The organism is Nocardia sp. FDAARGOS_372 (assembly GCF_002554515.1).
Taxonomy (GTDB): Bacteria; Actinomycetota; Actinomycetes; order Mycobacteriales; family Mycobacteriaceae; genus Nocardia; species Nocardia farcinica.
Window position 1 is genome coordinate 4,355,099 of record NZ_PDDW01000001.1, and the last position, 16,140, is coordinate 4,371,238.

General features: G+C 71.9%; 15 protein-coding genes. 8 read left to right on the forward strand and 7 right to left on the reverse strand.

Annotated features, from left to right (window positions below; translation table 11 throughout):
• Nucleotides 1–80: 80 nt before the first annotated feature.
• The 3 genes from CRM89_RS20565 to CRM89_RS20575 are packed head-to-tail and all read left to right on the forward strand — an operon-like array spanning nt 81 to nt 5,077.
• On the forward strand, nt 81–1,460 hold the full coding sequence (locus CRM89_RS20565; protein WP_062954223.1) for a hypothetical protein: 1,380 nt from the start codon (nt 81–83) through the stop codon (nt 1,458–1,460).
• Nucleotides 1,457–2,428, forward strand: a complete 972-nt coding sequence (locus CRM89_RS20570) for a glutamate ABC transporter substrate-binding protein (RefSeq protein ID WP_098085671.1) — start codon at nt 1,457–1,459, stop codon at nt 2,426–2,428. Before CRM89_RS20565 ends, CRM89_RS20570 begins: the two co-directional genes overlap by 4 nt.
• 6 nt (nt 2,429–2,434) lie before the next feature.
• A complete protein-coding gene (locus CRM89_RS20575; RefSeq protein WP_228821799.1) occupies nt 2,435–5,077 on the forward strand; it encodes a serine/threonine-protein kinase in 2,643 nt (880 codons plus the stop codon).
• Between the two features lie 19 nt (nt 5,078–5,096).
• On the opposite strand, the gene CRM89_RS20580 is transcribed toward CRM89_RS20575, so the two are convergent.
• Together CRM89_RS20580 and pta are read right to left on the reverse strand one after the other, a co-directional pair.
• Nucleotides 5,097–6,305 (reverse strand): acetate kinase, encoded by a 1,209-nt coding sequence (locus tag CRM89_RS20580; RefSeq protein WP_098085673.1) that lies wholly within the window; start codon nt 6,303–6,305, stop codon nt 5,097–5,099.
• A complete protein-coding gene (gene pta / locus CRM89_RS20585) occupies nt 6,305–8,392 on the reverse strand; it encodes a phosphate acetyltransferase (RefSeq protein ID WP_060594092.1) in 2,088 nt (695 codons plus the stop codon). Before pta ends, CRM89_RS20580 begins: the two co-directional genes overlap by 1 nt.
• Nucleotides 8,393–8,483: 91 nt before the next feature.
• Here pta and CRM89_RS20590 point away from each other — a divergent pair, with 91 nt between their 5' ends.
• Nucleotides 8,484–9,110, forward strand: coding sequence for a type 1 glutamine amidotransferase family protein (locus tag CRM89_RS20590; protein WP_011211881.1), 627 nt, complete (start codon nt 8,484–8,486; stop codon nt 9,108–9,110).
• Nucleotides 9,107–9,559 carry a MarR family winged helix-turn-helix transcriptional regulator gene (locus tag CRM89_RS20595; protein WP_011211882.1) on the forward strand — a complete coding sequence of 151 codons (453 nt, stop codon included), beginning with the start codon at nt 9,107–9,109 and terminating at the stop codon, nt 9,557–9,559. The genes CRM89_RS20590 and CRM89_RS20595 overlap by 4 nt, the downstream gene beginning before the upstream one ends.
• An 80-nt stretch (nt 9,560–9,639) precedes the next feature.
• On the opposite strand, the gene CRM89_RS20600 is transcribed toward CRM89_RS20595, so the two are convergent.
• A complete protein-coding gene (locus CRM89_RS20600; RefSeq protein WP_371392069.1) occupies nt 9,640–10,395 on the reverse strand; it encodes an HAD-IIA family hydrolase in 756 nt (251 codons plus the stop codon).
• Between the two features lie 63 nt (nt 10,396–10,458).
• Here CRM89_RS20600 and CRM89_RS20605 point away from each other — a divergent pair, with 63 nt between their 5' ends.
• Nucleotides 10,459–11,229, forward strand: coding sequence for a helix-turn-helix domain-containing protein (locus tag CRM89_RS20605; RefSeq protein ID WP_098087067.1), 771 nt, complete (start codon nt 10,459–10,461; stop codon nt 11,227–11,229).
• Here the strand turns inward: CRM89_RS20605 and CRM89_RS20610 are convergent.
• The 4 genes from CRM89_RS20610 to CRM89_RS20625 all read right to left on the reverse strand — a co-directional run bounded on the left by CRM89_RS20610 (nt 11,161) and on the right by CRM89_RS20625 (nt 14,238).
• Nucleotides 11,161–11,736, reverse strand: coding sequence for a dihydrofolate reductase family protein (locus CRM89_RS20610; protein WP_098087068.1), 576 nt, complete (start codon nt 11,734–11,736; stop codon nt 11,161–11,163). The two genes, CRM89_RS20605 and CRM89_RS20610, sit on opposite strands and share 69 nt — an antisense overlap.
• A 141-nt stretch (nt 11,737–11,877) precedes the next feature.
• Nucleotides 11,878–12,492 carry an ABC transporter permease gene (locus tag CRM89_RS20615; protein ID WP_098085676.1) on the reverse strand — a complete coding sequence of 205 codons (615 nt, stop codon included), beginning with the start codon at nt 12,490–12,492 and terminating at the stop codon, nt 11,878–11,880.
• 72 nt (nt 12,493–12,564) lie between these two features.
• Complete coding sequence (locus CRM89_RS20620; protein WP_098085678.1) at nt 12,565–13,596, reverse strand: medium chain dehydrogenase/reductase family protein; 1,032 nt, start codon at nt 13,594–13,596, stop codon at nt 12,565–12,567.
• Nucleotides 13,597–13,674: 78 nt separating this feature from the next.
• Nucleotides 13,675–14,238 carry a TetR/AcrR family transcriptional regulator gene (locus tag CRM89_RS20625; protein WP_011211888.1) on the reverse strand — a complete coding sequence of 188 codons (564 nt, stop codon included), beginning with the start codon at nt 14,236–14,238 and terminating at the stop codon, nt 13,675–13,677.
• A 152-nt stretch (nt 14,239–14,390) separates the two neighbouring features.
• Here CRM89_RS20625 and fgd point away from each other — a divergent pair, with 152 nt between their 5' ends.
• Both fgd and CRM89_RS20635 read left to right on the forward strand, forming a co-directional pair.
• Complete coding sequence (gene fgd, locus CRM89_RS20630; protein WP_098085680.1) at nt 14,391–15,401, forward strand: glucose-6-phosphate dehydrogenase (coenzyme-F420); 1,011 nt, start codon at nt 14,391–14,393, stop codon at nt 15,399–15,401.
• Complete coding sequence (locus CRM89_RS20635; RefSeq protein ID WP_098085683.1) at nt 15,401–16,129, forward strand: AraC family transcriptional regulator; 729 nt, start codon at nt 15,401–15,403, stop codon at nt 16,127–16,129. Before fgd ends, CRM89_RS20635 begins: the two co-directional genes overlap by 1 nt.
• Nucleotides 16,130–16,140: the final 11 nt, after the last annotated feature.

Here is a 16,140-nt window from a genome sequence, read left to right on the forward strand (position 1 = left end):
CGACGCACCGCGGCATCGGTAGGACCACAATAAACTGCGACGCAGGCGCACAGGTGAGGCGCGGACCGCGGAGGTGGGACATGACACGGGCGGGATCAGGGCGGGTCGCCGCGCCGCCCGGCCGGCCGGGGGGCGAGCATCGCGCCGCGGCCGACCCGGCGCGCAAACCGCTCGCGGGCGCGTCGGCGGTGGTGGTCCGCGACCAGCTGAGCCCGGCCAATGTGCGCGCCTTCGCCGCCTCCTCGCCCGGCTGGCTGATTGCGGTCGGATTGCTGTTGATGCTGTTGTGCGGGGCCGCCGCGGTGGTGACCGCGTCCACGGTGGGCGAGCGGCAGGAGGCGCTCGACATCCTGCTCGTCGACACCGAGCCGAACGCCCACTCCGCGCACCGGCTCTACACGTCGCTGTCGATCGCCGACGCCGCCGCGAGCACCGCCTTCATCGCGGGCGGCCTGGAACCGCAAGCCGTGCGCGACCGCTACACGCAGGCCGTCGGCGAGGCGGCGGCGGAACTGGTGATCGGTTCCGGCGGCCACGATGCCGACACCCGACTGCGCACCGGCATCGCCACCGGTCTGCCCGTCTACACCGGCCTGATCGAGACCGCGCGGACGAACAACCGCAGCGGCTACCCGGTCGGCGCGGCCTATCTCAGCGAGGCATCGCACCAGATGCAGGCCACCCTGTTGCCGATGGCCGAGGAACTCGAGGACCATCGGGCCGCGGCGGTCGAGGCCGCCGGACGCCACCATGTGCGTCCGCCGTGGCCCGCGATCGGGCTGTTGCTCCTGGCCTTGGCGGCGCTTGTGTGGGTGCAGGCGATGCTGGCGCGGCGCTGGCGGCGCACCCTGAACGCCGGTCTGCTGTCGGCCTCGGCCGCGGTGCTGGTGTTGCTGGCCTGGACGGTGCTCGCCGGCTCGATCTCGGCGCTGGCCATGATCGACGGGCGCGACGAGGGCGCGGTGCCGGGTTCGCGGCTCACCGAGAGCCGCATCCTCACCCAGCAGGCCCGGTCTGCGGAGATGTTGAAGCTGGTGCGCCGGGACGCTTCCGGGGACTACGACCGCGTGTACGACGAGGGCATCGCGCGCCTCGCCGATCTGCTCGACGGCTACCCGGCCGAGGCGCCCGCGACCGACCGGCTCGCCGAAGCGCGTGCCGCGCTGGACCATTGGCGGGCCGCGCACCAGCGGATGAACGAGGCCCTGGCCAACGGCGACTACACCGGCGCCGCCGTGGTGGCCACCGGGCCGGGCGCGCAGGAGTCGGCCGCGGCCGTCGCCGCGCTGGACCGGGCCCTCGACAGCGGGCTGGCCGAGACCAGGAACGCGCTGCGCGGCGAGATTTCGCGTGCCGCCCGCGCGCTGGATTTCCTCGCTCCCGGCGCGTTGGTGCTCGGCATGGTGGCGATCGGCTGTGTCGGCGTGGGCATCTGGCCGCGACTGCGGGAGTACCGATGAGAGCCCGGCGCGGCCTGCCCGCCGCCCTGCTGGTCGCGCTGGCCGCGCTGACCGGCTGCGCCGACGGCCCGGCCCCGGTCGCGCGGCCACCGGCAGGCACCTACACCGAGACACCGTTGCCCGCGGGCGCGACGGTGCTGCCCCCGGAATCGCCACTGCCCGCTCAGCCGGAGGCCGACTGCGGTGATCCCACCGCCAGCCTGCGGCCGACCGGCGCCACCACCGGGCCCACCCTCGACGCGATCCGCCGTCGCGGCCGGTTGCTGGTCGGTCTGGACACCGGCAGCAATCTGTTCAGCTTCCGCGATCCCATCACCGGGGCGGTGGTGGGCTTCGACGCCGACATCGCCCGCGAGATCGCCCGCGATCTGCTCGGCAGTCCCGATCAGATCGAATTCCGGTCCATGGGTTCGGCCGACCGCGAGCAGGCGTTGCAGGACCGCACCGTGGATCTGGTCGCCAAGACCATGACGATCACTTGCGAGCGACGGCGCAAGGTGGCGTTCTCGACGGTGTACCTGCGGGCCGACCAGCGGGTGTTGGCGATGAAGGACTCCGGGATCCGCGGGCTGGCCGACCTGGCGGGCAAGCGGGTGTGCGTGGTGCGCGGCACCACCTCGCTCGAGCACGTGCGCCGCGAGCAGCCCGCCGCGACCGTGCTGACCGTGCCCAGCTGGGCGGACTGCCTGGTGGTGCTGCAACAACGCCAGGTCGACGCGGTGAGCACCGACGACGCGATCCTGGCCGGCCTGGCCGCGCAGGACCCCTACACCGAGGTGGTCGGGGAGAGCATCAGCGTCGAGCCCTACGGCATCGGCATCCCGCGCGAGGCCGACGACCTGGTGCGCTTCGTCAACCGCACGCTGGAACGCCTGCGCTCCGACGGCACCTGGACCCGCCTGTACCGGCAGTGGCTGTCGGTCCTCGGCCCCGCGCCCGCCCCGCCTGCCGCGACCTATCAGGACTGATCCGCGATGACCGAACCCGACCAGCCCGCGGACGCCGCGCCTCCCCCGGTCCCGCACCGCTCCGGCACCGGCGGCCGTCACCGCCTCGACGAACCGCACCGCTCCGAGGATTCACACCGCGCCATCGATCCACACCGCTCCGACGAGCCGCACCACGCCGTCGAACCGCACCACGCCGAGGATCCACACCGCGCCGAGGATCCGGCCGCACCGACCGAACCGGTGCACGCGGAACCGGCCGCTCGACTCGGCGCGGCACCGGCCGCACCACCGTCGCCGACCGGACTCGACCCGGGTGTGACCGCGCTCGCCGCCCGGCCCGTCGCGTCGCGCGATACGCCCGAGCCGCCTGCCGTGCCCATCGATCCGGCCGCGACCGGCTGGACGCCCAGCCCCGCGGACGATTCGCACACCCCGCACCCGTTCGAGGACGACGACGGCCCCGGCACCCGGGCCGTGGCGCCGACGGGCGCGATGGACCGCCCCGATTCCGGCGGTGCCCGGACGACATCGGGCCGCAGCGTGCGAACGTCCCGGTCCCGGCCCACGGTGCGCAGGCTCGGCGGCGGTCTGGTGCCGGTGCCGCCGGTGCCGCCCGCCGACCCGCTGGCGGCCGTGCTCACCGATCCGGTCGTCGCCGAGAGCAGGCGCTACTGCGGGCGCTGCACCAATCCGGTCGGCCGCGCGACGGCCGCGCACGCGGCGAGCACCACCGGTTTCTGCGAACGCTGCGGCGCGCCCTACGATTTCCGCCCCTCGCTGCACGCCGGTGACATGGTTGCCGGCCAGTACGAGATCCAGGGCTGTCTGGCGCACGGCGGGCTCGGCTGGATCTATCTGGCGATCGACCGGAACGTTAGCGACCGCTGGGTGGTGCTCAAGGGTCTGCTGCACGCCGGTGACGCGGAGGCGCAGGCGGTCGCGGTGGCCGAGCGGCAGTTCCTGGCCGAGGTCGCGCACCCGAGCATCGTCAAGATCCACAACTTCGTCGAGCACCCGGGCCGGGACGGCGTGCCGATCGGCTACATCGTGATGGAGTACGTGGGCGGCCGGTCGCTGCGCGCGCTGCTCGACGACTACCGGCGGCCGCAGCGGATGCCGGTCACCGAGGCCATCGCCTACCTGCTGGAGATCCTGCCCGCGCTGGAATACCTGCATTCGATCGGGCTGGCCTACAACGACCTCAAGCCGGACAACATCATGGTCACCGAGGACCAGGTGAAGCTCATCGACCTGGGTGCCGTCACTCCGCTGGAAGCGTACGGGAACCTGTACGGCACCAAGGGCTTCCAAGCGCCGGAGATCGCGACCACCGGTCCCACGGTCGCCACCGACATCTACACCGTCGGCCGCACGCTGGCGGTGCTCACCCTCGACCTGCCGATGGAGCACGGCCGCTACCGCGACGGCATCCCCGATCCCGACCAGCACCAGGTGCTGCGCCGCTACGAGTTCTTCCACCGGCTGCTGCTGTGCGCGACCGACCCCGATCCGGCCCGCCGCTTCCCGTCCGCCCGTGCGATGTCGGCCCAGCTGGCCGGGGTGCTGCGGGAAATCCTCGCGCTGGACACCGGCGCCGAACATCCACAGCTGTCCACAGTGTTCAGTCCACAGCGCGCCGGATTCGGCACCGAGGAGCTGATCAGCCAGACCGACGCCTACGCCGATGGTGCCGGGCGGGATCCGCGCCTGTCCGCGGCCGACGTGGCCGCCGCGCTGCCCATCCCGTTGATCGATCCGGGCGAGCCCGCCGCGGCGCTGCTGGCCGCCGCCATGCAACCCGATCCGGCCCGGGCGCTCGACGCGCTGGGCGAGGCCCGCGCCCGCGCCGAGGCCGACCCGGACACCGCCCCGGACACCCTGGGCGTCGAGCTGACGCTGGCCGAGGTCCGCATCCGGCTGGACATGGGCGATGCCGCCGCCGCGCTGCGGCTGCTGGCCCGGCTCGGCGCCGGTGACTGGCGGGTGCACTGGTACACCGGGCTCGCCGAACTGCGCGAGCAGCACTACGAGTCGGCCTTCGCCGCGTTCGAGGACGTGCTGCGGGTACTGCCCGGCGAGATCGCGCCCAAGCTCGCCCTCGCCGCCACCGCCGAACTGGTCCTGCAGCACTGGGAGACGGCCGATCCGGAGCAGTGGCGCAGTTACGCGGAGAAGTACTACGAAACCGTCTGGCGCACCGACCGTGCGGTGGTGAGCGCGGCGTTCGGCCTGGCGCGGCAACTGGCCGCCGCGGGCCGGGTGGACGCGGCCGTGCGCGCCCTCGACGAGGTGCCCGCCGCCTCCCGCGCCTACACCACGGCCCGCCTCACCGCCGTGTGGTTGCTGCTCACCGCGGCGCCGATCGACGAACTGCCCGAGTCGACCCTGCATGTCGCCGCGGCCCGGGTGCAGACCCTGCCGGCCGGGGAGGCCAGGGCGCTCCAGCTGCGCGTGCTGGTGCTCGGCGCCGCGCTGGCCTGGCTCGGCGCGGGCCACGAACCCGAACGCGCCGACGCCACGTTCTTCGGCGCCCCGTTCACCGAACGGGACCTGCGCGCGGGCACCGAGGCGGGCCTGCGCGCCCTGGCCCGCGCCGCCCCGGGGCGCGACCATCGCTACGCGCTGGTCGACCTGGCCAACTCCATCCGGGCGAAGACCTGGTTCTGATCCGCCGGGCGGGCCCGCCTCAGCCCGCGGCGACCAGGCGGTCGGCCGCGCGGGCGATGGCCAGCTCCTCGTTGGTCGGCACCACCAACACCGTCACCGGGGCCGCCGGCGGCGAAATGACCTTGGCGCCGCGGTCTTTCGCGGTGTTGCGGGCGGGATCGACGGCGATGCCGAAGTTCTCCAGTCCGGCCAGGGCGTCGGCGCGCACGTCGGCGCTGTTCTCCCCGACACCGGCGGTGAAGGTGATGGCGTCGACGCCGCCGAGCGCGATCAGGTAGGCGCCGAGGTAGCGGCGCAGCCGGTGCACGTAGACGTCGTAGGCGAGCTTCGCCGCGGCGTCGCCCTCGTCGATCAGGCGGCGCAGTTCCCGGAAGTCGTTGACGCCCGCCATGCCTTTGAGGCCGGCCTCGCGGTTGAGCAGCTTGTCGATGCGGTCGACGTCGAAGCCGGCCGCGCGGGCCAGGTGCCCGAGGATGCCGGGATCGAGGTCACCGCCCCTGGTGCCCATCACCAGGCCCTCCAGCGGGGTCAGGCCCATCGAGGTGTCGATCGGGCTGCCGCCGCGCACGGCCGACGCCGAGGCGCCGTTGCCCAGGTGGAAGACGATCTGGCGCAGCCGCGCCGGGTCGCGGTCGAGTACCTCGGCGACCCGGCCGGACACGTACTCGTGCGAGATGCCGTGGAAGCCGTAGCGGCGGATGCCGTACTCCGCGGCGATCTTGGCGTCGATGGCGTAGGTCTTGGCGGCGTCGGGCAGGCCGTGGAAGAAGGCGGTGTCGAACACCGCGACCTGCGGGACGCCCGGAAGCAGGCGACGCGCGTTCTCGATGCCGGTGACATTGGCGGGGTTGTGCAGCGGCGCGAGTTCGGCGAAATCGGCGATGGCGGCGACCACCTCGTCGGTCACCAGCGTGGGCTCGTGGAACATCTCCCCGCCGTGCACCACCCGGTGCCCGACCGCGCGCAGGCCGGCGCCCGCCAGGTCGAACCCGGTCTCGGCGAACATCTCGAACACCCGCTCGAGGCCCGCGCGGTGGTCGGGGATGCGGCCCTCGTGACCGATGGTGCGCGCACCGCAGCGATGCTCGATCGCGCTGTCGTCCTCACCGATCCGCTCGACCAGCCCGGCGGCGGACACCTCGCCCGTCTCGGGGTCGACCAGCTGGTACTTGATCGAGGACGACCCCGAATTGAGCACGAGGACGAGGTGTTCGGATGCGGCGGTCATCAGCCCTCCTGTTCCGCGATGCCCTGCGCCTGGATGGCGGTGATGGCCACGGTGTTGACGATGTCGGCGACCAGCGCGCCACGGGAGAGATCGTTGACCGGCTTACGCAGGCCCTGCAACACCGGGCCGATCGCGATGGCGCCCGCGCTGCGCTGCACGGCCTTGTAGGTGTTGTTGCCGGTGTTGAGATCGGGGAAGACGAACACGGTGGCGCGCCCGGCGACCTCGGAGTCGGGCAGTTTGGCGTCGGCGACGGTGGGCTCGATCGCCGCGTCGTACTGGATCGGACCCTCCACCAGCAATTCCGGCGCGCGCTCGCGCACCAGATCGGTGGCCACCCGCACCTTCTCCACGTCCGCGCCGCTGCCGGACTCGCCGGTCGAATACGACAGCATCGCCACCCGCGGGTCGATGCCGAAGCGCTGGGCGGTGCGGGCGGAGGAGATGGCGATGTCGGCGAGCTGCTCGGAGGTGGGATCGGGCACCACGGCACAGTCGCCGTAGGCGAGTACCCGGTCGGCCAGGCACATGAGGAACACACTGGAGACCGTCTGCACGCCCGGCACGGTCTTGATGATCTCGAAGGAGGGCCGGATGGTGTGGGCGGTGGTGTGCGCGGCGCCGGAAACCATGCCGTCGGCGATGCCCTCGTACACCATCATGGTGCCGAAATAGGAGATGTCGGCGACGGTTTCGCGCGCGCGTTCCAGCGTCATGCCCTTGTGCTTGCGCAGTTCGGTGTAGGTGGCGGCGAACGACTCCAGGTGCCCGGAGGTGCGCGGATCGAGCACCTCGGCCTCGGCGATGTCGACGCCGAGTTCGGCGGCGCGCGCCCGGATCGCGGTCTCGTCGCCGAGGATGACCAGGTCGGCGATCTTGCGCTGGAGCACCCGGCCCGCGGCGCGCAGGATGCGGTCGTCGTCGCCCTCGGGCAGCACGATGCGCTTGCGGTCGGCCCTGGCCCGCTCGATGAGCTGGTATTCGAACATCTGCGGGGTCACCACGTCGCTGCGGCGAACGCGGATGCGGCTCAGCAGTTCCGGCGCGTCGACGTGCTGTTCCATCAGCGCCAGCGCGGTGTTGACCTTGCGGGGGTTGCCCGCCGACATCCGTCCCCTGGTGCGGTAGGCGGCGCTGGCGGTGTCGTAGGTGCCCAGGTCGGTGGTGAGGATCGGCAGCCGGGGCTTGAGACCGGCCATCAGCCGGGCGACCGCGGGGTGCGGGCGCATCCCGCCGTTCATGATGATGCCCGACAGCGACGGGAAGCCCTCGGCCTCATGGGCGTTCACCACGCTGAGCAGCACGTCGGACCGGTCGCCCGGTGCGATCACGACCACGCCGTCGACCAGCCGCTCCAGAATGTGCTCGGCGGTCATGCCACCGACCATGATCTTCAGCGCCTCGCGCTGCAACAGTTCCGGGTCGCCGCTGTACATCTCGCCGCCCACCGCCTCGCACAGCTCGGCCATCGTCGGCGCGATCAGCAACGGCACCTCCGGGAGCGCCCAGGACGGGACGTCGAACGCGCCGAGGACCGAACACACTTCGTCGAGCTGGTCGGGATCGCAACGGTTGGCGATCACCGCGACGGCGGCGGCGTGCTCGGCGTGCAACTCGCTCATGCACAGTTCGACCAGCTGCTTGACCTCCACCGGGGTGCGGCCGGAGCCGCGCACCACCAGCAGCACCGGCGCGCCGAGGTTCACCGCGATCCTGGCGTTGAAGCGCAGCTCGCTCGGGCTGGCGACATCGGTGTAGTCGCTGCCGATCACCACCACCGCGTCGCAGGCGTCGGCGACCTCGTGGAAGCGCATGACGATCTCGCTGATCGCGGCGTCGGGGTCGGCGTGCACCTGTTCGTAGGTGACGCCGATGGACTGGGCGTAGTCCAGGTCGGCGGTGCTGTGCTCGAGCAGCAGTTCGAGGATGTAGTCGGGTTCGGTGGTCGAGCGCGCGATCGGCCGGAACACCCCGACTCGCGCCGTGGTAGCGCACAGCATCTGCAGGACGCCGAGCGCGACCGTCGACTTCCCGGTGTCTCCTTCCGGGGAGGCGATGTACACGGTGGACGGAGCGGATTCGACCATGGCCCCGAGCTTAGTGAGCCCGCGGCGCGCCGCCGGGTGAACCTCCCCGCAGCTATTGACAGCATCCTGTCAAGGATGACAGGATGCTGTCATGGAAACGAGGACCGTCCACACCGCCGTCTACGACACGCTCGCCGACTGGGAGGTCGGCGCGGCCATCGCGCACATCAACAACCCCGAGTGGCAGCGCAACCCGGGCAGCTTCGAGGTCCGCACCGTCGGACTCACCCGCGATCCCATCCGCACCAAGGGCGGCGTCCGCATCGTGCCCGACCTCGCGCTCGGCGAGCTCACCCCCGAGCAGAGCGCCGGGCTGATCCTGCCGGGCGCCGACACCTGGGTGCCCGGCGATTTGGCGCCCTTCGCGGCGGCCGCGGCCGGCTTCCTCGACGCGGGCGTGCCGGTGGCGGCGATCTGCGGCGCCACCTACGGCCTGGCCGCGGCCGGGTTGCTCGACACCAGGAAGCACACCAGCAACGCGCCGCAGTTCCTCGCGGCCAGCGGGTACGCCGGAGCCGACCACTACGTCGAGCAGCCCGCGGTGTCCGACGGCGTGCTCGTCACCGCGACGGGCACCGCGCCGTTCGAGTTCGCCCGCGAAGTGTTGCGCGTGCTCGACGTCTACGAGCCGCATGTGCTCGACGCCTGGTATCGCCTGTTCGCGCACAACGACGTGAGCGCGTTCCTCGCGCTGCAGGACCACGCGGCGGCCGAATGAGCGAACCGCTCTCGGCCCAGCAGCTGTTCAGCACGGCCGCCATCACCTCGTTCCGCCTGAACGGCCAATTCCTCGCCGTCGCCGAGGAATTGGCCCGCCCGGCCGGGCTCACCGCGGCCTGGTGGCAGGTGCTCGGGGCGGTTCTGCGCGAGCCGTTGCCGGTGTCCGGCATCGCCCGCGCGATGGGCATCACCCGCCAGAGCGTGCAGCGCATCGCCGATCTGCTCGTGGACAAGGGCCTGGCCGAATACCGACCCAACCCCGCACACCGGCGCGCCAAACTCGTCGCCCCCACCGAGGCGGGCCGCGCCGCCGTCGCCCGCATCGACCCCGGGCACGCCGCCCGCGCCGCCGCCCTCGCCGCGCACCTCGGGCCCACCCGTCTCACCGAAATAGTGTCCGCCCTCACCGACCTGACCCGTGCCCTGGAGGCCCTGGAGAAGGAGTGACGGTCAGGGTGCCGGCCTTCCCGCTGATCCGGCGCTGCTCGGCGGGCCCGGCATCGAGATCGGGAGGGGATGGGGCGGGCTCAGCCGAAGGGGTTCTTCGTGCGTCCCACCAGGTCGGCGACCGAGTCGATGACCATGGTCGGGCGGTAGGGGTACTGCTCGACGGCGGCGCGGGTGGAGATGCCCGAGGTGACCAGGATCGTGCGCATGCCCGCCTCCAGACCGGAGATGACGTCGGTGTCCATGCGGTCGCCGATCATCACCGTCGACTGGGAATGGGCGCCGAGGCGGCGCAGCGCCGAGCGCATCATCAGCGGGTTGGGTTTGCCGACGTAGTACGGGTCGCGTCCGGTGGCGCGGGTGATCAGGGCGGCGACCGAGCCGGTCGCAGGCAGTACCCCCTCGCGCGACGGGCCGGTGGCGTCCGGATTGGTGGCGATGAAACGGGCGCCGCGTTCGACCAGGCGGATGGCGGTGGTGATGGCCTCGAACGAGTAGGTGCGGGTCTCGCCGAGCACGACGTAGTCGGGGTCGCTGTCGGTGAGCACGTAACCGATCTCGTGCAGCGCCGTGGTGAGGCCGGACTCCCCCACCACGTACGCGGTGCCGTTCGGGCGCTGGTCGTTGAGGAAGGTCGCGGTGGCCAGCGCGGAGGTCCAGATGGACTCCTCCGGGATGTCCAGGCCGGTGGTGCGCAGCCGGGCCTGCAGGTCGCGCGGGGTGCGGATGGAGTTGTTGGTGAGCACGAGGAACGGCGTCTCGTTCGCGCGCAATTCGGCGAGGAACTCGTCGGCGCCCGGCACCAGATGGTCCTCGCTCACCAGCACGCCGTCCATATCGGTCAGGTAGGACAGGATCGGCTCGTCATCGATGGTCACCCGGCAATTGTCCGTCATATGATGCCGCGGGTGGGATTGCTGTTCCAGACGCGCGCGTCGGAGTCGCCGTGGATCGACTCGGTGTGGACGTGCCGCAGCGAGCACGTCGCCCGGATGACCTCCGTCGCGAGCGAGACCTGGGGGCTGGTGTTCTGGCAGCGGGAGGGCCGGGCGTACGCGGCGGTCACCGGCCCGGAGAGCCGCACCGGCACGGCCCCGGTCCCCGAGGACGCGACCTTCGTGGGCATCCAGTTCGCGGTCGGCACCTCGCTGCGTACGGTGGCCGCGCCGTTCCTGGTGGACAGCGGCATCGTCCTGCCCGATGTCACCGAACGCGGTTTCTGGCTCGACGGCGCGCGCTGGGAGACCCCGCACCCCGACGACGCCGAAGCGCTGGTCGCGCGGCTGGTCCGCGAGGGCGTCGTCGGTCGTGACCCGCTGGTCACCGCGGCCCTGCGCGGCGAGGCTACCGACGTCTCCGACCGCACGATGGAGCGCCGGTTCCGGGCGGCGACCGGCCTCACCCGCGGCGCTGTCCGTCAGATCGCGCGGGCCCGCGCCGCCGCGGTGCTGCTGTCTTCGGGCACCGCCGAGAGCGACGTCGTCACCGGGCTCGGGTACTACGACGGGCCGCACCTCGCCCGGGCCCTGCGCCGCTATGTCGGACGCACGGCCCGGCAGTTGCGCGAGGGCTCGGGCGGTGCGCTCGCGCTCGACCCGGCCTCAGTGCACCACGTCGTAGACGAGTTTGGTGACCCCGTTGGCGTAGCTCGCGGATTCGCGCAGGCGTAGCTGCTGCTTGTCGCGGTCCGCCCGGCTGAACAGGCTCTTGCCCGCCCCGAGCAACACCGGGAACACCAGCAGGTTGTACCGGTCGATCAGATCGGCCTCGGACAGGCGGCGGGCCAGCTCGGCGCTGCCGTGGATGAAGATGGCCCCGCCCTCGGTCTGCTTCAGTTCGGCCACCTGCTCGGTCGAGCGCAGGATCGTGATCGGACCCCAGTCCTCGACCAGCGCGTCGTCGGCGAGGCCGGTCGAGACGACGTACTTGGGCAGCTCCTTGTACGCGGCGTGATCCTCCGAACCCGGCCAGATCGGGGCGAACGCCTCGTAGCTGCGACGGCCGAACATCAACGCCGTGGTCTCGGCCAGTTCCTCGCCCTTGAGCGCGAACGCCTCGGGCAGGAACTCGGTGTCCATCACCCAGCCGCCGCTGCGATGCCCCTCGACCTGACCGCCCGGCGAATCCACCACGCCGTCCAGCGTCATGAAACCCGTGTAGACCAATTCGCGTGCCAACGAATCCTCCAGAAGACGCACGGCGGAAACCGCCGGTGACCGGTTGATACCGCTCGGCAGCCTACGTCGGGAACGCGTCCGCGTCGTGGACGAAACCGACAACCCCGCCCGGTGCCGGGCGGGGTTGTCGGGGGTCAGCGGTCAGGCGAGCGCGGCGGCGCGGCGGCGGGGTTCGAGCGCGGCGGCGAGCAGGTAGCTGCCGCCGCCCGCGACCGCGAGCACCCAGTACGGGCTCGCCCCGTCGAGGAGGAGGGCGGCGGTGGAGGTGAGCGCGAGCCAGGCGCCAAGGGTGTACTGCAACACGTCACGGTAGGCGGCGCCGCCCGCGAGGTAGAGCAGTCCGACGATGAGGCCGGAGCCCGCGGGCCACAGCAGCGTCGTGAGGTCGCCGTGGGGCAGCACCGAGCTCACCGCCGTGATGACGAAGAACAGCGCACCGAAGCCGACCAGCCAGGAGGCGGCCAGCAGTTTGCCGACGACCGCCTCGCTCCCGGTGGCCGTGCGCTGTGCCCGCATGGAGACGACGCTCGTGACGATCAGCGCCGCGACCAGGCCGGTGATGAGCAGGATGCTCGGCACCGCCGCGGGCAGGCGCAGGACGGGATCGCTGCCGTGCGAGAGGGCGTAGGCGCCGTGCCCGAGCAACCAGGCGGCGCCGAATCCGAGGTAGGACGGTCGGTTGTCGAGCAGGGTGCGCATCGCGGACGGGTGCGGGGCAGCGGTGTGCGGGACAGCGGTCGGAAGATGCTGGGTCATGGGAGTTCTCCTGGGACGAAGATGGCGGAGGGCAGGGATCGGCGGGCGGTAGCGCGAGCGGGTGGGACGGGTTCAGCTTTCGTCGGCGACGAGGACGACTTTGCCGACGACGGAACCGGATTCGGCGAGCTCGACCGCGCGGGCCGCCGCGCTCAACGGAACCCGGGCCGCGACCTGGGCGCGCAGTACCCCCTGTGCCGCGAGGTCGAAGACGGCGCCGAGGTCCGCGGCGATCCGGGCGCGGAAGCGCGACAGGTTGCGCTTACCCGCCCACAGATTGAAGAAGTGCGCATTCCGCTTGTTGGGCAGGGCGTTCCACAGCACCAACCGCGCCAGCAGCTTCAACACCGGCAGCCGGGAATTGCCCTCCTGGTCCTTGGTCGCGGCGGTGCCGTAGGAGACCAGGGTGCCGTGCGGGGCGAGCAGGCGGAACGACTCGACGATGCCGGGACCGCCGATGTGGTCGAACACCGCGTCCACCCCGCCCGGCGCCAGCTCCCGTACCTGCCGTGCCACGTCGGTGCGATAGTCGATCCAGGTCGCGCCGAGTTCCTCGACGGCGCGGCGGTGGCGCGCCGAGGCCGTGCCGATGACATGGATGCCGTGGGCGCGCGCCAGCTGGACGAGGGTCGATCCGACCCCGCCGTTCGCGCCGTGCACCAGGATGGTCTGTCCGGCACGGACTTTCGCGGTGCGGAACAGCATCTGCCACGCGGTGATCCCGTTGACGACGAAGGTCTCGGCCGCGGCGGCGTCGAGTGGCTCCGGCACGGGCACCAGGTCGGCGGCGTCCAGCAGGGCGGCGCTGGTCCAGCCGCCGATCTTGGTCAGCGCCGCCACCCGGCGTCCCACCAGCGCGGCATCGACGTCCTGGCCCACCGCGGTGACGATGCCGACCAGGTCGTAGCCGGGCACGAACGGGAACGGTGGCTGGTCGTAGTACTTGCCGCGTCGCATCTGCTGCTCGGCGAAGGAGACGCCGCTCGCCTCGACCCGCACGAGCGCCTGGCCGGGGCCCGGCGCGGGCAGCTCGCGCCGGGTGACGAGCAGGCCGTCCGGCTCGACGCGGCCGGGCAGCACGATTTCGGTGGCTGTGGTGATCATGATTCTCTCCTAGTGTGTGACTGGTCAATCACTCGATGGGTCGAAGAAAAGCCCCCGAAGGGGCATGGTCGGAACGGGTCAGCCGGGGTGCCGGATGCCCTCGGTGAGGATCGCCGCCCAGGGACTGGCGTCCCCGTCGAGCCCGAGGGTGGTGATCAGGTGACAGAGCTGCCCGAAGGCGATGAAGCGTTGCACCGCGGCGTCCTCGGCGCCGGATCGCTGTTTGGCCAGTTCGGTCACCCGGGCGATACCGCGCCGCATCGCCTCCCCGATCTCCGGGACGTCGACGACGGACTGGGCATGCACCTGGAGCATGAGCAGATTCCGGTCGCCGATGAGTTCGGCGTAGGCGCCGCCCATCTCGTACAGGATCTCGTCGGGCTTCGCACCGGGCACCCGGGCCGCGCCGGCCGCGAGCGCACTCTCGATCCGCTCGAAACAGCGGTCGAGCGCGGCGACGAACAGCGTGACCTTGCTCGGGAACAACTTGAAGACGTACGCGGGGGAGATCTGCGCCGCCGCCGCCACCGTGCTGATCGGCGTGCCGTGGTAGCCGGTGCGGGCGAACTCGGCGATGGCCGCGTCGACGACGGTGTCGCGCCGGGCGTCCGACCGGGAGAGGATGGCTCCGCTCTTGCTCATGTGAGTGACTGTACACTCACTCCCGATGGAATGACAACACCTCCCCGCGGGTTGCCTCACCCGGACGTGACCGCGCACACGCGGGCCGTCGGACCTGGTTATGGTCGAACCGGCCGTGCGAGAGCAGAGCGAAGCGACAGGAGTGACGCGCAATGGGTGATCTCGAGCTGGGATTCAAGGCGTCGGCGGAACAATTCGGCCCACGGGAACTGGTGGACATCGCGGTGCTCGCCGAGGAACACGGCATGGACAGCGCCACGGTGAGCGACCACTTCCAGCCCTGGCGGCACAAGGGCGGGCACGCGCCGTTCTCACTGGCCTGGATGGCCGCGGTGGGCGCGCGCACCGAGCGGATCAAACTGGGCACGTCGGTGCTCACGCCGACCTTCCGCTACAACCCGGCCGTGATCGCGCAGGCCTTCGCCACGATGGGCTGCCTGTACCCGGGGCGGGTCATGCTCGGTGTCGGCACCGGCGAGGCGCTCAACGAGATCGCCACCGGCTACCAGGGTGAGTGGCCGGAGTTCAAGGAGCGGTTCGCGCGGCTGCGCGAGGCGGTGGAGCTGATGCGGGCGCTGTGGACCGGCGACCGGGTCGATTTCGACGGCCAGTACTACCGCACCGTCGGCGCCTCGATCTACGACGTGCCCGAGGGCGGCGTGCCGATCTACATCGCCGCGGGCGGCCCGCTGGTGGCCCGCTACGCCGGGCGTGCGGGCGACGGGTTCATCTGCACCTCGGGCAAGGGCATGGAGCTCTACACCGACAAGCTCATGCCCGCGGTCGCCGAGGGCGCGGCCAAGGCCGGACGCAGCGTGGACAGCATCGACCGGATGATCGAGATCAAGATCTCCTACGACACCGATCCCGAGCTGGCACGGGAGAACACCCGGTTCTGGGCGCCGCTGTCGCTGACCGCCGAGCAGAAGCACAGCATCACCGACCCCATCGAAATGGAGGCCGCCGCCGACGCGCTGCCGATCGAGCAGATCGCCAAGCGCTGGATCGTGGCCAGCGACCCGGACCAGGCCGTCGAACAGATCAAGCCCTACCTCGACGCGGGCCTCAACCACCTGGTGTTCCACGCGCCGGGCCACGACCAGCGCCGGTTCCTCGACCTGTTCCAGCGCGATCTGGCACCCCGCCTGCGCGCACTGGCCTGATGGGTTCGGCGGCGTGGCGCGGCGGGGTGGTGTTCCGCCCCGGGCTGATGGCGTTCACCGGTGAGATCGGCGACGCCGACGCCCACGCGCACGCCGCCGTGCAGGTCCTGTTCGTGGCCCGCGGAGGGCTCACACTGACCGACGCGGGCGGGCGGACCGTCTCCGCCCAGGCCGCGATCATCCCGCCCGGCGTCGCACACCGGGTCCGCGCCGAAGCCGGCACCAGCGGCTTCCTCGCCTTCCTCGATCCCGACAGCACCACCGCGCACGCCGCCGTCGCCCGGCTGGGCGGGCTGCCCGCCGACGACGCCGCCAGCTGGGTCGCGGCCGCCGTGCCGCGCCCGGCCACCACCGCCGCCGACCCGACCGGTCGGCGCAGGCGCAACCATCCCGCGGTCGCCGCCGCGCTGCGGATGGCGGTCGACCGCCCCGGCGGACCGCCGCGGCTGGCGGAACTCGCGGCCCGCGTCGGCATTTCGGCCAGTCGCCTCTCGCACGTGTTCACCGAACAGGTCGGGTTGCCGTACGCGGCGTGGCGGCGCTGGGTCCGGCTCCAACTCGCGATGGACGTCGTCCGCGCGGGCGATTCGCTGACCGAGGCCGCGCACGCGGCCGGCTTCGCCGACAGCGCGCACCTGACCCGCACCTGCCGCGACCTGATCGGCATCAGCCCGACCGAAGCGCTCATCGCGACCGGCTGGCGCCCGCCGTCGGCGAAGGTCAGCTGATTTCTTCAAGC